Consider the following 17,893-nt stretch of genomic DNA (forward strand, 5'->3'; position numbering starts at 1 on the left):
GCTGAAGGGCCGAAGTCCCCACGCCGCCGCAAGCTACCGTCCACCGCGCCCGGCAAGCGCTAACGCGCCCAGCCGGCGGGGCTTCCCGCTGGGAAATCCGACGCCAGCAAGTTCACGAATCGAGCCAACTTCAAGCAAAACTCAAACATGGGCTGAAACATGGTCTGAGGATTGGGCTTGTGATTTTCCCGTTGCAAATCAAGCGCTTAGGGAAATGAATGGCGGAGACGGAGTCCGCCTAAATTCGTCAAATTTCGTTTTAATATCAGATGCTAAATGGCCTAAGATTAAATCTTACCCACACGGTTCCCCACCTAAACTATAGTTGGCATCCAAAACCTGCCCCGTAACTGTCAAAATCGGAGGGCTTTTTCTAGCTTCAATTCATAGCTTGGGGCCGCTGAAACTACAGCCAAGATGACATAGGTTTGGCCTACGACTCGATTCGGAAGCGAGATGGCGTTGGGTCTGGTGGACAGCTCATGTCGCCGTTACCAGCTGACCGACATCCGGCGAATAGCGATAGGCCGTGATCGACCTGTCACGGATCCGTTCGACAGCTTCATCAATCACCGGGAGCGGAACCACAAACCACTCGCGCGGCTTGACCATGTGGCCGAACCGGTCTGGGATCGTCAGGTCCAGCTGCGCGGCGGCGAACACCTTGTGCAGGAGACTTTCCAGCTTCTGACAATTGACGCCGTAGACCTTGTAGGTCGCCACAACATCAACGCCCGCAAGCAGGTACGTCGCACTTTTCTCCGCACCGGAAATCCGGGTCTCGACCGATCCACTGGTGACGCCGATCTTGTGCACCACCTCGCGGTGCTCGGTCACGAAGGGATGCTCTGACTTGCTGCGGAGGACGTAGATGGTGCCAGTCTCGGCTTCGCCATCGTCCGGTCGATCAGCAAACAAAGGGCCAGGCGAAGGGTCTGTGATCCGGCGCCCGGCATCATCCTCATGGAGCTGACGCTGGAGTGATCGCATCAGCATCCCGCTTTCGGTGCCGTTGTCGAAGATCACCCGCAGCCGTGCGTCGGTCCGCCCCTGCGCATTGGTGAAGATGTCGTCCATCTCGGCGACGTAGCTGATGAGCCCGCCAACGATGAAGAAGGCCCCGGGCCGGATTTCAGCCTTCAACTCAAAGGGGCGGGTCACCCTCGTGCCCGCGGCAAGGTCCTGTTTCACCTGCTCGAACAGTGGTTTGAACTTCTCGAAGTCCTGACACTTATCACGCCGGGCAATCTCTTCCGCAGCCTGCTTTTCCTCGGCCGACCGAACATGCCGGAGTCGGGTGATGTCAGAGCCGTCGTCAAGATCTGCCAACTCCGAGGCCAGATCGTCCACGCCGAGTTCCGCGTCGTCAGGGGCAATCGCGGTCGCCTCATCCAGCAGGCCATGCTGATCGAAAGTCGCCAACAGGTCCCGGCAGTCCTGCTGCGCACGCAGGCGATCGAGGCGGACGGCATATAGCCGCTCGAAGATTTCGCGCCCCTCACCATGCTGCGGCACGCGGCCGTGCTCCTCATAGAAGCGCACGATATCCTCGAAGCCCGCGATGATCCGCTCTTGCTGCGGTGTGTAGGCTGCCTGCTTCTTCGCTGCCGGAGCGAAATCGGCAAGTTCGCCTGCCAGCTCGTCGAGATCAAATTCACTCATAGCGGCCTTCCTCGCGGAATCGCATAAAGGCAGCCGCACCTTCTGCAAGGCGCTGTTCCCAGGCATCGCTCGAGGTGATCGACGGAACGCGGCCACGCTCCTTCTTGAACTTCACTGCGGCGACAGCGAGCTCCTTGGCCTCGTCCGGCAGGATTTTGGTGCGCTTGGCCGAAATCGCTGCCTGAACCTGTTTGAGGGTGCTCTCGGTCATGGCCTTGGCCAGAACGGCGTAGGCGGCATGCCACGGGTTGATGCTGTCAATGAGGTCGATGTCGAGCTCGCGCACGTCCATCGCATATTGCCGGACCCCTTCCAGCAATGCCGTGTTGGCGCGCTGCTCGCCGTCGTTCACGTCAGCCGCACCCATCGCCAGTGACTTCGCCTTCTGGGTCAGGTTCAGCGCCGCAATCGCATGCTGGCGAACCGCCTCCTGGTCCTCGGCACTCAGGTCAGGATAGCGATCGCGGACGATCTTGCCCATGGCGACCTGCGTCATTTCCTGCGGCGCAGTGTTTTCGTCGAACAATCCGCGCTCGGCCACGCTCTTCTTCTGGACGAAGGCGGCGATCACTTCGTTGAGATCCTGTTCGCAGATGCGGGCGGCCTCAGGGCTCTTGGGCGTGACCAGGCCGGCAATCTCGAAGTGATACTGCCCGCGTTCCTCGTTGACACCGACGTTCGCCTTGCCTTCCTGATAGCCTTCCGGCCCGTAGTCGAAATCGGGCAGCGGGCCCGCGCTCTTGGGGCTGAAGGTAAACCGCGGGGCGAGCACCTGTTCCATCAGCAGGCTGGCGGCGATCGCCTTGAGGGTGTCGTTGATCGCATCAGCGACGGCGGCTTCCGAGGCATCAGGCTCGGCGATCAGGTTGGTGAAGGTCGCGACCGACTTGCCGGGAGCATCGCGGGTGGCGCGGCCGATGATCTGGATGATTTCGGTGAGGCTGGAGCGGTAGCCAACCGTCAGCGCGTGTTCGCACCAGATCCAGTCGAAGCCTTCCTTGGCCATCCCGAGTGCAATGATGATGTCGACGTGATCGCGATCATTCTTGTGTGCCGGGTCCTTGAGCGCAGCCAGCACTTTCGTCCTGCGTGCCGGATCGCTGTCGTCGACCAGATCGGCGATCTTGAGCAACCGTCCATCGGGCAACGCCACCAGCTCGAACCCCGTGACCGGATCAGCGCCCTGCCATTTGCCGAGGTAGTGCAGGATCTCGTTGACCTCGGCCACCTTGTCCTTGGTGCTTTCCCGAGCGTTGACTGACGGGATGTGCACGATCGTCTTGCGCGACGGATCGAGGCAGTGCTCGATCGCCTCCAGGTAGCGCCCGGTGTAGAAGAAATAGCCGATGTCGAGCTGCTTCAGGTGCTCATACCCGTTGAGCTGCTCATAATAGGTGTAAGTGACGGTCTCGAACTTCGCCTCGTCCTCGGGGGTCAAAACCGGCACCGCATCGCCGCGGAAATAGCTTCCGGTCATCGCCACGATATGCACCTTGTCGCGGGCAATGAACTCCGTGAGCTGGTTGCCAAGGCGGTTGTCCTCGCCCGCCGAGACGTGGTGGAACTCGTCTACGGCAATCAGGCGGTCGTCGAACGCCTCGACGCCGAACCGCTCGACTGCGAAGCGGAAGGTGGCATGGGTGCAGACCAACACCTGATCATCGCTCTCGAGGAACTGGCCGACCGCCTTGATTTTGGACGGATCGGCCTTCTCGTCATCCGCGCCAGGCGTGTTGCACAGGTTCCACTTCGGCTTGACCGACCAGTCTGCCCAGAACCCGTATTGCGAAAGCGGTTCGTCACCGAAGCTACCGCCGATCGACTTCTCCGGCACCACGATGATCGCCTGCCGCAGCCCCTGATTATGTAGCTTGTCGAGCGCGATGAACATCAGCGCCCGGCTCTTGCCCGAGGCCGGGGGCGACTTGATCAGCAGGTATTGCTCGCCGCGCTTATTGTAGGCGCGCTCCTGCATCGGGCGCATGCCGAGTTCGTTGGCATTGGTCGAGGCGCCGCTGCGGGCGGTCTGGAATGATACGGCGGGCACTGGGCGATCGGAGGTCATTGCGGCGTCGCCCCCTCGCAAAGGCTAGTCATGTCCGCATGCATTAGCTCTGCTCGTGCCATAAGGAAGGCGTCATAGTCGTTCCCGACAAGCGCGTCGAAGGGCACAAGATGGCTTTCAAGCCGCTGACGCACGACATTTTCGCCCAATGATGCCTTGGCTGCTCTCTTGGAGATATACTCCGACGGGGTTTGCGCGCCCACCTTGCGGTTGGTGGTCCAACTGATGAGGGCGCAATTGAGTGCGCGATTCACCTTTTCGTCGGCGCGGTCGCCGCTCAAGACCCCGACAGGGTAGAGATGATGGAACTCGCGCCCATGAAAATTGTCGGGCGTGATTGAAGCGCCGTCGGCGAAATCGAGGGCTCCGCGGCGTAGACCCGTTGCCAGCATGGCCCTGGGCAAGCGATCCTTGCGGCCTGGCCATCCAGCCAGAACCATTTCTTCCTTGGCAGGAAGGGGATTGAAAATCTCGTCAAACAGCTCGCATGCCGTGTCGGTCTTGCCAGCGATGATGTCGCGCAAAGACTTGTAGTCCGCGAAGGCTCTGGTCGCCGAAGTCTTGCCATACCTATTGGTGTAGCAGGCGCGCCAAAGCGCTTTTCGGATCAGTGTCCGGGCGTTCCCACCCGCGTCGAACCCGTGTTCCGGAACATCCGCCCATAGCGCGCAAATCAGGTACACCGCGACGTCGCTGGGCAGGCACTGCTCATTGAGAATAGCTTCAGACCGCAAAAACGCGATCCCATGCTTGAAGCCGTGCTTCAACCGATCCCAGACCGAAGCGAACTCGTTGCCAAAGGAGGTATCAAGGTAGGTCTTCTTGAGTGGGGGACGCTCCATCAGCAGCGCGGCCACCGACAGGATGCTGTCCTCGATGCGACCAAAATCTCGCGCGGCAGGCACCGAGGCGACCAGTTCCCCGACCATGTCATGGAGGCTATCGCCGGTCGCGCTTTCAAGCTGCGCAACAACAATATCGAAATCCTTCAACGGGGTGGCAGACGTATTCATCTTGATGAACACGTCCAGCGCTGTGTCTCGACCTGTCGAGGATGTGAGCGACAGGAAGGGGATATTGTAGCCGCTGACACGCTGGCGCAGCGCCGATGCGCGCTTGGTCAACGCCTTCGTCAGATGGCCCGCTTCATCCAGAGCATCTTCCCAGGCTTCAAGGGCTGCCTCGCCCTCGGCACCGGGGCATAGGATCGTGACAGGCAGGTAGCCTTGCTCGAACATCGTCACGGGGGTGTTCGCCCACACTGGCTGCAAGACACCCTTTCGATCCCAACGCTTAACGATCTCGACCTTGGGCGCGTCGATCGCCTCGTCGTCCTGGCCTGCCTCCTCGTCCTCATCGTCTGGGGCAAGTTTTACCAGAACGTCGATCCCGTCGCGGCGATAGTCCCCTGTCAGGCTGCGCCACAACGCGGTCATGCGCTGCTGCCCGTCGAGCAGGTGCAACATCACCTTCCCGGCGGGTTTGGGCGCTCCGACGATGGGGCGCGAATGGAACAATTCCTTGTCGCCAACCTCCAGAGTGAGCAGCGCGCCAATCGGCAAGGGGGGATCGCGCAGGATATTCTCAAGCGAACCCACCACCTGGGCCTGGCGCCATGCCTCGTGCCGCTGGAACCGGGGCAGCATGATCTGCCCCTGCTTGATCATGGCAAACCAGTCATCGATCTTCTTGTTGCGGGCTTCCATCTATTGCGACCCCTTCCAGCCTTGTGCGGCCTGCAATCCCATTGCCCAGACTTCTTCAATCACCTTTTCTGAGGCGAGGAAGAATTCGCCGCCGAGACTGTCCCCTCGGTCTACGAGCACTTCGATCATCTGCTGCTCACCGTATTTGGCCGCATGCGACGGTGCGAACGGCCCGCGGCCCTCGATCAGCGAAGACTTCAGCACCTTCCACGTGAACGCACCCCGGGGCAAGGCACTGTTATGGGCGCGGCATCGGCTATCGGGGCTGCGTGAGAACCCCACCTTGATGATCAATTGGCCATCGATCGATCGACCGAGGAAATCATCGGCATTGCCGACCAACTGAAGGATGTAGAGGTGCTTTGGCCCCTCCGCCTCAGCCACGAAATAGCCGAATTGCGACACCGGGCCCGGCCTGCTCGGCTTGAGTGCCTCGCGGGCAGGGGCCAGCGCGCTTTCCGCGACCTCGCTGCCCCAGAAGGTCGGTTCCGGAACGAGATCGAGCTCGAGGATCTTGCGCGCCTCGTCCGGGGCAAGCCATCTGCCATATCGGCTGATCGGAGTGCCAGCATTCGGATCGTAGGTTATCGGGGCGAAGTCAGCCACGAACGGGGCAACGTCAGGAGGAATGCTCCACGCCCTGATCGCCTCGATCGCATTGGCCCAGGAGGAGGTCTTCCGTTCAACAGCCCGCTTCCGCTGCAGACCAGCCGGAGACAGAAACTGGTCGGTCGGTCCTGCCCGATGAGAGCACTGGTAAATGCCCATAAGCTTGCCACGCTGGCTTTCCGGCGTCTCCTTACTGGTGGAGCCATAGATCAAGGCCAGAAAACCCGGTCGCGTTTCCGCCAGAATGGTGTCGCGGCGTGACTCGTCCGTGAAGGTCAGGCATGGCCAGTCCCAGGGTGTGAAACCGAAATAGCTGGTCAGCAGAACCTTCGGCTCAGGCTCTCGCAAGACCGCAAGCGGGTCGAGAATGAAGTTCCTGTCTCGTCCGTAGGCGTGGGCGAGCTCGAATGCCTCGATGCTGCGATAGGTCCCCACAACCTTTGTCGGTGCGATCTGGCTGATCACGCGCCCGTCGGTGGACCAGCAGTGCGCGTCGAACATTGCGCGCAGTCCGCCGTATTGTTCCTTGGCGATGCGGTTTACCGCGCGCTTGTCCCAGCCGGGCGACCGATCCGGGGTGCTCACGCCGCTTTCCCCTTGCCGGTCATCCTGGTGTAGAGTTCGAACAGCTTTTCCAGCCGTTCGGTGTCGTTCTTGAAGCGGCGGCCGATGTAGATGCGTTCGAGGGTTTCGTCGTTCTCCTCGTGGGCGCGGCGGAGGTTTTCGGGCATGGCTTCGGGATCATAGAGATCAGCGATGGTGGCGGGGAAGTGCGCCTCGCGCGCGAGCAGGATGTTCTCGGCGCATGCCGTAAGGTCGGCCTTGTTCTGCTCGGTCAGCTTGGGGAGCGGGAAGGTGTTCCAGCCGAGGGTGTTGGAGTAGCGGAAGTCGGTCTTCATTTTCCCGCACACAGTGGCAATCCACGTCAAGTGAAGACGCGACACAATGATTGCGAAGTTCCATATGGGCGCGTCATAAATCCCAAAAAGCAGATCACTGAGGATCGTTTCTTCGTCGAAAATGTCTGCAGGAAGATATTCTCGTCGTTCCGAGGATACCTTGGAGATCGCGATAGATCTCTTCTCAGCAACGCCCTGGATTTGAACAAATCTATGTGAACGGCCCGCGAACCCTTGTGTGGAGGGAGCCTTACTAGCAGCACGCATTTCGCTCACAGCCTGCAAGCGATCACCAACAAATGGATGATCGTGGGCGGCATCCGCATCTTCATTGGGGATCCAAATGCACCCCCTAGAGATGCCTCGGATCATTTCAAATGACCCGATGTAGCGCTTAAACCAGTAGGCATTGTCGGGAAATCGCATGCGGAGGTCGCGAGTCTGGTCTGCCTCCAAGACAAGGTGCCCGCCATCGCGCGGCTGGTTACCGTAGACCATCGGATTCAAGCCATTAACGGGAGACGACACCGGCACCACAACAACGTCTGGGGCCGGCACGAGATACGCGTTGATATTCTCGACCTCTCTGGCGACGACGCGGCCAGAGTTATCTTCAGTGAAGAGGTTGCACGGACGTTGTTGACCATGGTGCAATCCTACAATTGAGACAATCACACCTGCGTTGTGGCTCGCCAAGTTTCGCCATTTGAAAGACGGGTAAGCGAAGGAAATCTTTGCGCCTTCAGCCTTCAGTATCGGTGCAATTGTCCCTGCCTGCTGTCCCTGCCAAAGTGAGTTTGTCGTCACAAAGGCGTATTCAGCAGATGCCTCACGAGCATACTTCGCAGCCTTCAAAAGCCACCCTGATACGTAGTCGATGGCAGCTGACCGGGATTCATATTTCGCAAAGAGGCTGGCCAAGTCAGCTTTCTGCTCCCCATCTTGCCAAGCCTGCCCAAGATATGGAGGGTTCCCGCAGATGTAGGTCTCGCCCCCGGCATTCTCGAAGTCGATCTCTGACTGGTCGAGCGGCGTCTGGAACAGGTCGTCCCCGCGCACCTTCACCCCCGTTCCTGTCGGCGGGCAGATGCTCAGCCAGTCGAGGCGCAGGGCGTTGCCGCAGGTGATCCAGTTCTGGCTGTCGAGCGGCAGGAACTCGGCCAGCGCCTCCTTCTGCCCGCGATAGAGCACGTCGCACTGATATTCGGCGATGATCAGCGCGAGCCGCGCAATCTCGGCCGGGAAGTCCCGCAGCTCGATACCGCGAAAGTTGGTGAGCGGGATTTCGCTGCGACGATCGGGCTCGCCGCGCCGCCTGTTGATCTCGGCCTCGATCGCCCGCATCTCCTTGTAGGCAATCACGAGGAAGTTCCCGCTGCCGCAGGCCGGATCGAACACCCGGATCTTGGCCATCCGGCTGCGCAGGTTGAGCAGCTTGCGCGCGTTGTCGCCCGCCTCCTCCAGCTTTGTGCGCAGATCGTCGAGAAACAGCGGGTTCAGCACCTTCAGGATGTTCGGCACGCTGGTGTAATGCATACCGAGCGCGCCGCGCTCCTCGTCATCGGCGACAGCCTGGATCATGGAGCCGAAGATGTCGGGGTTGATCTTGGTCCAGTCGAGATTGCCGATGTGGATGAGGTATCCGCGCGCGGTGCGGCTGAAGCGGGGGACGTCGATATTGCCGCTGAAGAGCTGGCCGTTGACGTAGGGAAAGCCGTTCGCCCAGGTCTTGATGCCCGCCGCCGTGCGATCGGCCAGCGGCGTATTCATGGCGCGGAACAGTTCCTGTATCACCTCATGGGTGTTGTCCGCCCCGCCGCTGGTCATCCGGGTCACCGTCTCGGTGAACTTGTAGCCGGAATGGAAGATGTCGGTATCCTCGGCGAAGAAGCAGAAGATCAGCCGGGCCATGAAGTGGTTCATGTCCGAGCGGCGATCGGCTGCGGCCCACTCGGGATTGTCTTGGAGGAGGGTGACGTAGAGCTTGTTGAGGCGCCCGGTGGCGCGGATGTCGAAGCTGCTCTCCCGAATCTGCGCGACGGTGGTGATGCCGGCCAGCGGCAGGAAGAAGCCGAAGTGGTTGGCGAAATCGGGGTATGCGCAGGGGACAGTTTCGCCCGTCGTGATGTCCTCGGCCTCGAACCATTCTCCATCGGTGGCTAGGATGAAGCGCGCCTTCTGGCTGGTGGTCTTGGGGCTGTTGCGGAGCGCGGTGAGGGTGTCGCCGACGGTGCCGGGGAGGCAGGTGGCGATGTGGATGTGGCTGCGCTGGAGGACGGCGCCGGGGATGTCGGACTGATTGGTGTTGCCCTTGCGCAGCCGGTCGATCGCGGTCTTCTTGTTGCCGAAGGCTTCGAGGAACTGGAACGGGAACTCAGCAGCGTCAAACGGCTGCTGCGCGAGGTCGGTTATGGCGTCGCCGATTTCTACGGGGTTCATGGGGCGAAGGCTTACAGTGGCTTATCCCTGCCGCCAAGCGAGACAACGCATGTCTGCCAGTTTATGGCGCAGGCTCTGCATGTTAGTCGTACTATTCCTGTGCAAGAGCTCGGGGCAATGCCATCGTTGAGGGAAGGGGGCTGGGGTTGAAGTTCGCCGCAAATCTTGTTACGCTGCTGGTTTTTCTGGCGCTGGGGCTTGCTGTTCCCGCGCATGCTCAAAGCCGTGCTGGGCCTTTCACCGAGAGGCAAAGGGAGATACTGCGTACGGTACGATCGGTCGATGGCTACATCGATGAGGCATTGCACAAAGAGTTCTGGGGTCTGTTTCCGGACTCCGTTCGCGATGACCCGACCTTGCCAAACCTTCTAAACGATCTGCTCGGGCAGGTCGGCGAGGCGCGTGAGCAGTTTCAGAAGGAGACTTGGCTTAGCGCGCGGGAGAGTTTGGCATCACGAAAGGTGATCAAAACGCCCGGCTACGTTGCTGCAGTTAGGGCTCTGCGGAGCGCGACCACAAATGCCGAATTCCAAGATGGTATCGAGAAGGCAATCTCCTCTGCGGAAGGATTGCTCACCGTGGCAGCAACGGGGCAAGCCCTCCAGACGCCAGAGGGTCCGGTTTTCATCACAGAAAATCTCGTCAGCCAGGTTCTATCCGGGATCGAAGCCAGTGAGTTTCGAGGCAAGAAGCTTTTGTCGCCCGTTTGGGATGGCCGCTATGTGAGATTTGATTACCCAGATGTCCGCGTTTCGGTACTGGCCGTGACCCCATATACCCTCGAATGGAAGGATCTAGCGACACCCGAGACCGGCAGTATCAAGATGATTATGCTGTCGCAGCGGCGGGGGGCTGTTGCATGGGCCGCGATCAGCTACCTCCAGACCAAGGGACGATTTGAGAACCCCTTGCGCTCGCTGACTTCAATCGCGCGCGCGGGGATCGAGGGATCGGGCGCCGCAGGCAGGCCTCCCGTGTTTTCCAAATGGCGCGGCATGGATTCTACCGCCGCTACGGGAAGTGCGCGGACGAGCGAAGGGGATGTTTTCGTCGCTATCCGAGTCATTGAGGTACCTGAAATAAATGGGGTTCTTCAGCTTTTCGTAGCCTCTGAGCTGTCGCTTGCCGATGCGATCAACGAACGCGGGATACTTGAAGAAACGACGCAGATCGTCCCGTGAGCTTGCCCGACGTCGTCCGTCTTAACGCAGACATGGCAGCATACCTTGATTAGGTTCAGGCGTTTGAATTGACAGGAGCGCGCGATCTTCCAACGACCATAGACAATCCTCGCCGCACGCTGGGCATTGCTGTGTCCGGTTGGCGATTTTCGAGACCCGCAACCGCTTGGGCCAGCACACCGCATAGTCCGCCGGATCGATCCACCTGTTCACATGCCCACATGTGCAGCTGTGAACAATGACGACTCCTTCGTGCGCTGCCTCGCTCGCCAGCATCGCGCAGCGCCGAAAGTCCAGCCAGGCAGTCAGTTCATCGACGCCCATGATGCGGCCTATATCAGGGCTGGTGTTTGCCAGCTCGTACCCGTCGCGCATCAGGCGCTGCCCCCACCGCAACTCAGCCATCAGGCTTTGGCTGCGCGTCTGCACCGTCTCGAGAAATGCGAGCCTCGGCAGTCGGCCGATAGCAAACAACCCAGCGATGTGCCGATGGACCATTTGCGAGTCCGGGTTGAGTTTCTGCGACTTTCGGAAATGCCGGCTCAGTCGACGCTCGATCTCGCAGCTCTGCCCGACGTAGAACGGGATGCCGTTGAACGGACAATCTGCAAACTGCAGGCCAGGCTCACCAGGATCGAGAAGGGCATAGACGACGTAAGGCGCGCCTTCCGCTTCGTACCGTGCCTGTCGCTGCAAGGCCTTGAGGCGCTTTTCGATATCGATGGGATAGAGGGGCATGTCGATCTCCTTCGCTGAGTTCGACACCACCCTCCCTCTCCACTTTCTTTGGGTCTCGGCGTCAACGACCGGTTTGAAATCGGGTCGGACTATCCCGCTCCAGAAGCAGGTCGATAACGTCCGTTGCGGCGGGCACCTGTGAAGCGGATCAAGCCTGAAGCGCTGAGCGCGGCAATGTCCCGTCGCGCGGTTTTCGCACTGACCTTCCAGTGGCCACAAATGTCCGCTGCACGGCACCGATGGCCTGCTGCGACTCGGCCGAGAAACCAGCGCTGCCGCTCGTTCAGCGCATCGGTTATTGGGTCATTTATAGGGTCAGTTTTAGGGTCATTTATACGGTCATCCTGGCGACGACCCTGCCTTGGCGGCTGCGTATCGGACGTTTTTGATGGTCGGCGAGCGGCTTGTAGGTCTGCTCCCTGCCGATCATGACCCGCCCCTTGCGAGCTTTCGATAAGCCCGATCACAAACGCCCTGATCACTGGCGAGCTGGTGACCAGGCGCAGAAAGAACACAGTATCGGGACCATGTTGGCCGGAGAGCCAGTGCTTGACGGTGCGCTCGCTGGCATCCGTCAGTTTCATCACTTGTTTGACTGCACGGTGCGTTTCGCCGTGCTCCCGCTCCAATAGCTGGGCGATGGTTTCGGCGTAGGCCTGTCTTCCGGCCAGGACTCCTTCCCACTTCGGCAACTTCCTGCCCTTTTTCGGCAACATCTTCCGCTCCTCTCCGGCCTACACTGGTGAAAGTGCGGGGATGGCGGAGTGTCCGTGGTTCGCGCTGCAGCGGTTGGTCGCCCTGGCCACGGCAGCATCGTCATCGAAAGGGCGGAAATTGAAGGATTGGGGCTACGACGACAATGACGGCAGGGAACAGGCGCCGCGGCTCGTGCGGGCAGCCGAGTATGTTCGTATGTCGACTGACCATCAGAAATACTCGACCGAGAACCAGGCCGATGCGATCCGGCATTATGCTGCGGCGCGCGGGATCGAGATCGTGCGGACCTATGCCGATGCCGGCAAAAGCGGGCTGAAGATCGAAGGGCGCGACGCACTTAAGCAGCTGATCGACGATGTTCAAAGTGGCGCCGCCGATTACACCATGGTCCTGGTCTATGACATCAGCCGCTGGGGCCGGTTCCAGGACGCCGACGAAAGCGCCTACTACGAGTACATCTGCAAACGCGCCGGGATCGCGGTTCAATACTGCGCGGAGCAATTCGAGAATGACGGGAGCCCGGTCTCGACCATCGTGAAGGGCGTCAAGCGCGCGATGGCCGGGGAGTACAGCCGCGAGCTGTCGACCAAGGTCTTTGCTGGCCAAGGCCGCCTTATCGAGAAGGGCTACCGCCAAGGCGGACCTGCCGGGTTTGGGCTTCGCCGGACCTTGATCGATGAAACCGGCACGACCAAAGGCGTTCTCACGCAGGGCGAGCACAAGAGCATCCAGACCGATCGGGTGATTTTGACGCCGGGCCCGGATGAGGAGATCGCCATCGTCCGCAGCGTCTATGCCGCCTTCGTGCATGACGGGCGGAGCGAGCGCGAGATTGCCGATGATCTCAACAGCAGGGGCATTGTCACCGATCTGGGGCGGCCATGGACGCGCGGGACGGTCCACCAGCTCCTCATCAACGGCAAGTATGTCGGCGACAACGTGTGGAACCGGCAGTCGTTCAAGCTGAAGAAGAAGCGGGTCCGCAACGACCCCGAAATGTGGATTCGCAGCCCCGGCGCCTTTGAGGCGATCGTCGAACGCGACCTGTTCGATGCCGCGCAGGCCCTCATCGGCGCGCGGTCCTTCAGGCTGTCCGATGCCGAAATGATCGATGCACTGCGGACGGTTTATGAAAGCAAGGGCCTGCTATCGGGGATCATCATCGACGAATGTGAGGGTCTGCCCTCCAGCAGCGCCTATTCGTCGCGGTTTGGCAGCTTGCTGCGGGCCTACAGCTTGGTCGGCTATTCGCCGGATCGCGACTACCGCTACCTCGCGGTCAATCGTGCGCTGCGCCGGCTGCACCCGGACATTCTTCGCGAGGTCCTCGAAGGCCTGAAGGCGCAGGGCAGTGAAGCATGGCAGGATCTGGAAACAGACCGGGTCATCGTGAACGATGAGTTCAGCCTGTCCGTCGTCATCGTTCGTTGCACGCCCACGCCGACGGGCCTGCTGCGCTGGAAGATCCGCTTCGACACCTCCAAGATGCCGGACATCACCCTCGTAGTCCGCATGGACGCCAGCAACCGGCAGCCCTTCGACTACTATCTCTTCCCGAGGCTGGATGTTGCGGCCGAACGTGTTCGGCTCGCCGAGGACAACGACCTGCTGCTCGATGCCTACCGCTTCGACGCCCTCGATTTCTTCTACGAGATCGCCGCGCCCGTCAGAATTGCGGAGGCTGCCTGATGACCGTTACCCGCCCCCAGACCATCGAGATGATCCCGATTTCGCGGATCACCGTGCTCAACCCCCGGGCGCGCAACAAGCGTCAGCACCGCGAGATCGTCAACAATATCGAGACCATCGGCCTCAAGCGTCCGATCACGGTCAGCAAGCATGATGGTCCGGGCGGCACGCGCTACGATCTGGTCTGCGGCGAAGGGCGGCTTGAGGCTTTCCAGATGCTGGGTCAGACCGAGATTCCGGCGGTCGTGATCGAAGCGAGCGAGAGCGAATGCCTCGTCATGAGCCTGGTGGAGAACATCGCCCGGCGGGTGCAGCGTCCGATCGACGTGATGAACGAGATCGGTGCCCTACGGAAACGCGGTTACACCGAAGCCGAGATCTCCCGCAAAATCGGCATCACCAGTGGGTGGGTCAGCATGATCGTGACCCTGCTCGAGCGCGGCGAGGAAAGGCTGCTGTCAGCGGTCGAGACGGGGCTGATCCCCATCAGCCTTGCGATGGAGATCTCGCGCGCCGAGAGCGAAGAGGCGCAAAATCTGCTGCTCGAAGCCTACGAAACCGGCAAGCTGAGAGGGAAGAAGCTGGCTTCGGTTCGCCGGCTGCTCGACCTCCGCATGCGTGGGCGGAGCAAGTCGATAACGGTAGGGAAGTTTGGGCGGAAGGGCTCCACCCGCAAACTGACCGCCAGCGACCTGATGCAGGTCTATCAGCGCGAGGCCGAAAAGCAGCGCCTGCTCGTGAAGAAGTCGGATTTCACCCAGACCCGCCTTCTGTTCATTGTCGAGGCAATCAAGGATTTGCTCACGGATGACGGGTTTCTGACCCTGCTGAGGGCGGAAGGGCTCGAGACGATGCCGCGGGCGCTCGCCATGCGGATAGCGGGCGAAGTCGATGACTGACTGGCCATCAGCAGAGCGCCCGCCCGCAGATCCCGGCTCGGACAATCGTGTTCGGCTAGGCTTCGAGCGCCAGTCTGTGACGGTGCGCATCGATCAGATCGTACCCCTGAAGACATTGCGCGAGGGCGTGCGGGAAAGCCGGAAATATGCCCAGATAGTGAGCTCGATCAAAGCGATTGGCTTGGTCGAAGCCCCTGCCGTCGTCCCCAACCCGAAGAATTCAGAGCAGTACTTCCTCCTCGACGGCCATTTGCGCATTGAGGTGCTCAAGCAGCTCGGTATCGAGACGGTCGAATGCCTCGTCGCCAATGACGACGAGACCTATACCTACAACAAGCGCGTCAATCGCCTGCCCCCAATTCAGGAGCACCGGATGATCGTGCGCGCCATCGAGCGCGGTGTCACAGAGGCCGTGATCGCCGACGCACTCGGCCTGGAGGTAGGGTCAATCCGTGCGCGGTTCCGCCTGCTCGATGGCATCTGCGAAGAGACCGCGGACATGCTCAAGGACACCAATTGCTCGATGCGGGTCTTCGACATGCTGCGCCGCATGTCGCCGATGCGCCAGATCGAGGCGGCGGACCTGATGATCGGCCAGAACAATTACTCACTGATCTTCGCACGCGCGCTTCTTGCGGCCACCCCTGAAGATCAGCTGGCAGCACCAGCGAAGAAGGCGCGGAAGAATGACCTCACGGGCCCGACCAGCCAGCAGATTTCCCGGATGGAGCGGGAGCTTGCCACTCTCCAGACGCAGGTGAAGTCGGTCGAAGACAGCTACGGCATCGACAATCTCCACCTGACCTTCGCGCGCGGCTATGTCGCGAAGCTGCTCAGCAACGCCCGGGTCGTTCGCTGGCTCTCGAACCATCGGCAGGAATATCTGTCTGAGTTTCAGCGCATCGCGGAGATTGAAACCATCGGGTCAATGACTGCGCCTTCACCGCAGGAATGAGATGATGGAGACCTGCCGTCGGCTTCCGTGCCGATCAATCGCACATTTCCCTCTCATCACGGTCGACACAGTTGGACTGGCGATCGCGCCAAACAACACAAAGAGTTCAGTCGGCAAGGCTGCCGGACCTGGGACGTTCCTGCTGGGCGTCGCCGCGACTAGGAATGTCCCGTTATGCCGAAACTTGCCGTTGGGCTTGTGCCTTATGATCTCGGCCGCATCCGCTGACAGAGCTGACATTCGAACGCTTAGTACGACGCCCTCAAACCTGCCCCCTGTTCATCAGGCTGCACCGTGCGGTCCCTTCGGCAAAAGGCCGCTCGCCCCCTCCGTCGGCAACCTGTAAGTATCGTATATGTCAGGGCGTATCGACATCGACGTGAACGAGCAACGCGATCCAGCGATTTTGCTTTATGGCCTGTCCGCCACCGATATCCCCCGCACCTTCTACTACGACGAGACCAACAACCATCGACTAGTCTACCTGACGGACAAGGGTTTCAACGTTCCTGATCCCCGCCCTTTCGTCCTTGGCGGCGTCGTCCGTCCGCAGGAGGAGGGGCCGATCAACCTCGCGGAGTTAAGGCGCTTAATGGGCATCCAGCCCAATGCGCCGGAACTGAAGTGCGCAATGGTCGCCAAAGGCGAATTCGGAACCATGCTGGGTTCGAGGAAGCTTGGCGTATTCCTCGACTGGATCGCGCACGAGGGCTACCTGCTCCATTTCATCGCGCTCGACCCGGTCTACTTTTCTTACGTCGACATTATCGATTCGATGCCTGAGATCGGATTCTTCGACCTAGGTGGCCGATTAATTCTGAAGAATGACCTCTACCGCGTCCTCCGCCGCAATCTGGGTGCGACGCAGGCGATGCTGCGCCGCCATTCCTATCCCGCGCTGGCGGATGGCGACGTCAAGGGGTTTCTCCGCGAGCTGATCAGCCTCGTGGAGGAGGGCGACGATCTTATGCCTCACTTCAACCTGATGATGCTCAAGGGAGTCCTCCAATCGGGCAGGGCCCTCTCGTCCCTGCCTCTGCTCGGCGACACTCCCGGCCTGATCATGCGGGACTTCGCTTCCATGTTCACGCACCGCCTGTGCCTGTTCAAGGACAGCCGACACGTCCTAGACAGGGAGGATAGGGTCAGCAGGGTTCTGGAAGGTTACCGCTTCGTGGATGCGGGTCAGCCGCTCGATCTCTACCGGTTCGCCGATTCCAGGTCCGAACCCGGAGTGCAGCTCGCCGATGTCGTGGTGGGCCTGCTCGGCGCGTGCCTGACATGGCTGAGGGGAATGTCAGGCGATGATGTTCTCGCTGCTGTGGAGAGTTTGACGCCAGCCCAGAACTGCAATCGTCTCCGTCTTGTGGACCTTGTTGATCGGTCGATCAAGGAGACAGACGCCTTCGTCCAGAAGGCGATCAGCCTTGACGACATGCAGGGGCTCGAGCTGTTCCTTGAACGATGACGACGTCGTCCGGCGTCAGGATTGTTCCGGCGTGGCCGACCCATCCGATGTTTTCTCCTTTGCCGCCTCCTCGACCATCATCTCCCACAGTTCTCGGCTTTTGAGCACGATGGGCCATTGCGTCAGGTATTCCGACGGCACCGGGTGGTCGATGAAGTCGAACACCGCTGACATGTGGGACGCGATCCGCTCGAGCTCCTCGGCGCCTTTGTTGATGCTTTCAGCGTTAAGGTTGTTGAGGCGCTTCTCGGTAAGGGTACGGTGCCGCGCCTTCACGATCTCGAAGGTCCCGTCCCAAGGGTCTTGGTCGAAGTGGCTGTGCGCCAGCACGTTCCGGGTGCCGTTCAGTTCGTGGAGCCGCCCGTCGCCCACGTTCCCCAGAGCGAGATGGGGTGCGGTGTGCATCAGCAGCTGCAGATTCGTGGCTCTAGTTGCGAAGTCGCCCAGCGCAAGGTTTGCAAGGCTGCCGTCCGGCGCGAGCATCCTGACCGCCTTCGACAGAATTCCAGTCATCCAGAAGTCCACTTCGTTGTGGGCCATGATGAACCTGCCGAGCGCCTCGCGGTATCCGGCCCTGATGGCGGGGTCTGCGATCGGCTCATCAAAGTCCGGTTCGTCGAAGCCATTGTCGTAACGGTCCGCTGGATCATCGTCGGCATCGTCACTCATCGCGCACCTGTCTGTTCGAACGGAAGGTCTTCTTCACGACCGTGTCGCGCAGATTGCGCGAGTGCTGGGTCTAAGACGCGTCTACAGCGATCTTCGACCAAACCGGTCATTACTTCTGGCAAGCCCCAGCCTCGTCATCGAGAAGACCTGTGCCAGTTTGCCTGGACATTGAAAACGGTTACATCTCAGGAGCGGAC

13 protein-coding genes are annotated in these 17,893 nt (G+C 60.4%); 5 read left to right on the forward strand and 8 right to left on the reverse strand.

From position 1 onward, the window contains the following. Positions 1-480: 480 nt before the first annotated feature. Genes AC3EDY_RS14680 through AC3EDY_RS14700 form a run of 5 tightly spaced genes read right to left on the reverse strand, consistent with a single transcriptional unit; the run spans position 481 to position 9,380 of the window. Positions 481-1,662: a GIY-YIG nuclease family protein gene (locus tag AC3EDY_RS14680; RefSeq protein ID WP_488573249.1), complete on the reverse strand. Its 1,182-nt coding sequence runs from the start codon at positions 1,660-1,662 to the stop codon at positions 481-483. Next, positions 1,655-3,727, reverse strand: coding sequence for a DEAD/DEAH box helicase (locus AC3EDY_RS14685; RefSeq protein ID WP_488573250.1), 2,073 nt, complete (start codon positions 3,725-3,727; stop codon positions 1,655-1,657). Before AC3EDY_RS14685 ends, AC3EDY_RS14680 begins: the two co-directional genes overlap by 8 nt. Beyond that, positions 3,724-5,433, reverse strand: a complete 1,710-nt coding sequence (locus tag AC3EDY_RS14690; protein WP_488573251.1) for a GmrSD restriction endonuclease domain-containing protein — start codon at positions 5,431-5,433, stop codon at positions 3,724-3,726. Before AC3EDY_RS14690 ends, AC3EDY_RS14685 begins: the two co-directional genes overlap by 4 nt. Then, positions 5,434-6,627: a hypothetical protein gene (locus AC3EDY_RS14695; protein WP_488573252.1), complete on the reverse strand. Its 1,194-nt coding sequence runs from the start codon at positions 6,625-6,627 to the stop codon at positions 5,434-5,436. It abuts the gene before it with no gap. Continuing rightward, the gene (locus AC3EDY_RS14700) at positions 6,624-9,380 is read right to left on the reverse strand and encodes a class I SAM-dependent DNA methyltransferase (protein WP_488573253.1); all 2,757 of its coding nucleotides are present in this window, start codon (positions 9,378-9,380) and stop codon (positions 6,624-6,626) included. Before AC3EDY_RS14700 ends, AC3EDY_RS14695 begins: the two co-directional genes overlap by 4 nt. 146 nt (positions 9,381-9,526) lie before the next feature. Here AC3EDY_RS14700 and AC3EDY_RS14705 point away from each other — a divergent pair, with 146 nt between their 5' ends. Then, positions 9,527-10,561 (forward strand): hypothetical protein, encoded by a 1,035-nt coding sequence (locus AC3EDY_RS14705; protein ID WP_488573254.1) that lies wholly within the window; start codon positions 9,527-9,529, stop codon positions 10,559-10,561. 21 nt (positions 10,562-10,582) lie between these two features. Here AC3EDY_RS14705 and AC3EDY_RS14710 read toward each other — a convergent pair whose 3' ends face one another. Then, positions 10,583-11,299 (reverse strand): GIY-YIG nuclease family protein, encoded by a 717-nt coding sequence (locus AC3EDY_RS14710; protein WP_488573255.1) that lies wholly within the window; start codon positions 11,297-11,299, stop codon positions 10,583-10,585. Positions 11,300-11,388: 89 nt separating this feature from the next. Then, positions 11,389-12,015, reverse strand: a complete 627-nt coding sequence (locus AC3EDY_RS14715; RefSeq protein WP_488573256.1) for a DeoR family transcriptional regulator — start codon at positions 12,013-12,015, stop codon at positions 11,389-11,391. A 40-nt stretch (positions 12,016-12,055) separates the two neighbouring features. Between AC3EDY_RS14715 and AC3EDY_RS14720 the strand changes: the two genes are divergently transcribed. From AC3EDY_RS14720 to AC3EDY_RS14735, 4 genes are all read left to right on the forward strand, one after another. Then, entirely contained in the window at positions 12,056-13,705 is a 1,650-nt protein-coding gene (locus tag AC3EDY_RS14720; protein ID WP_488573257.1) for a recombinase family protein, read from the forward strand. Then, positions 13,705-14,604, forward strand: a complete 900-nt coding sequence (locus AC3EDY_RS14725; protein ID WP_488573258.1) for a plasmid partitioning protein RepB C-terminal domain-containing protein — start codon at positions 13,705-13,707, stop codon at positions 14,602-14,604. The genes AC3EDY_RS14720 and AC3EDY_RS14725 overlap by 1 nt, the downstream gene beginning before the upstream one ends. Next, complete coding sequence (locus AC3EDY_RS14730; RefSeq protein WP_488573259.1) at positions 14,597-15,559, forward strand: plasmid partitioning protein RepB C-terminal domain-containing protein; 963 nt, start codon at positions 14,597-14,599, stop codon at positions 15,557-15,559. Before AC3EDY_RS14725 ends, AC3EDY_RS14730 begins: the two co-directional genes overlap by 8 nt. A 355-nt stretch (positions 15,560-15,914) precedes the next feature. Next, the gene (locus AC3EDY_RS14735) at positions 15,915-17,027 is read left to right on the forward strand and encodes a DUF3800 domain-containing protein (protein ID WP_488573260.1); all 1,113 of its coding nucleotides are present in this window, start codon (positions 15,915-15,917) and stop codon (positions 17,025-17,027) included. A gap of 15 nt (positions 17,028-17,042) precedes the next feature. Here AC3EDY_RS14735 and AC3EDY_RS14740 read toward each other — a convergent pair whose 3' ends face one another. Further along, positions 17,043-17,696 (reverse strand): hypothetical protein, encoded by a 654-nt coding sequence (locus AC3EDY_RS14740; protein ID WP_488573261.1) that lies wholly within the window; start codon positions 17,694-17,696, stop codon positions 17,043-17,045. Between the last annotated feature and the right edge of the window lie 197 nt (positions 17,697-17,893).

This window comes from Novosphingobium sp. DS6-6 (assembly GCF_057784975.1).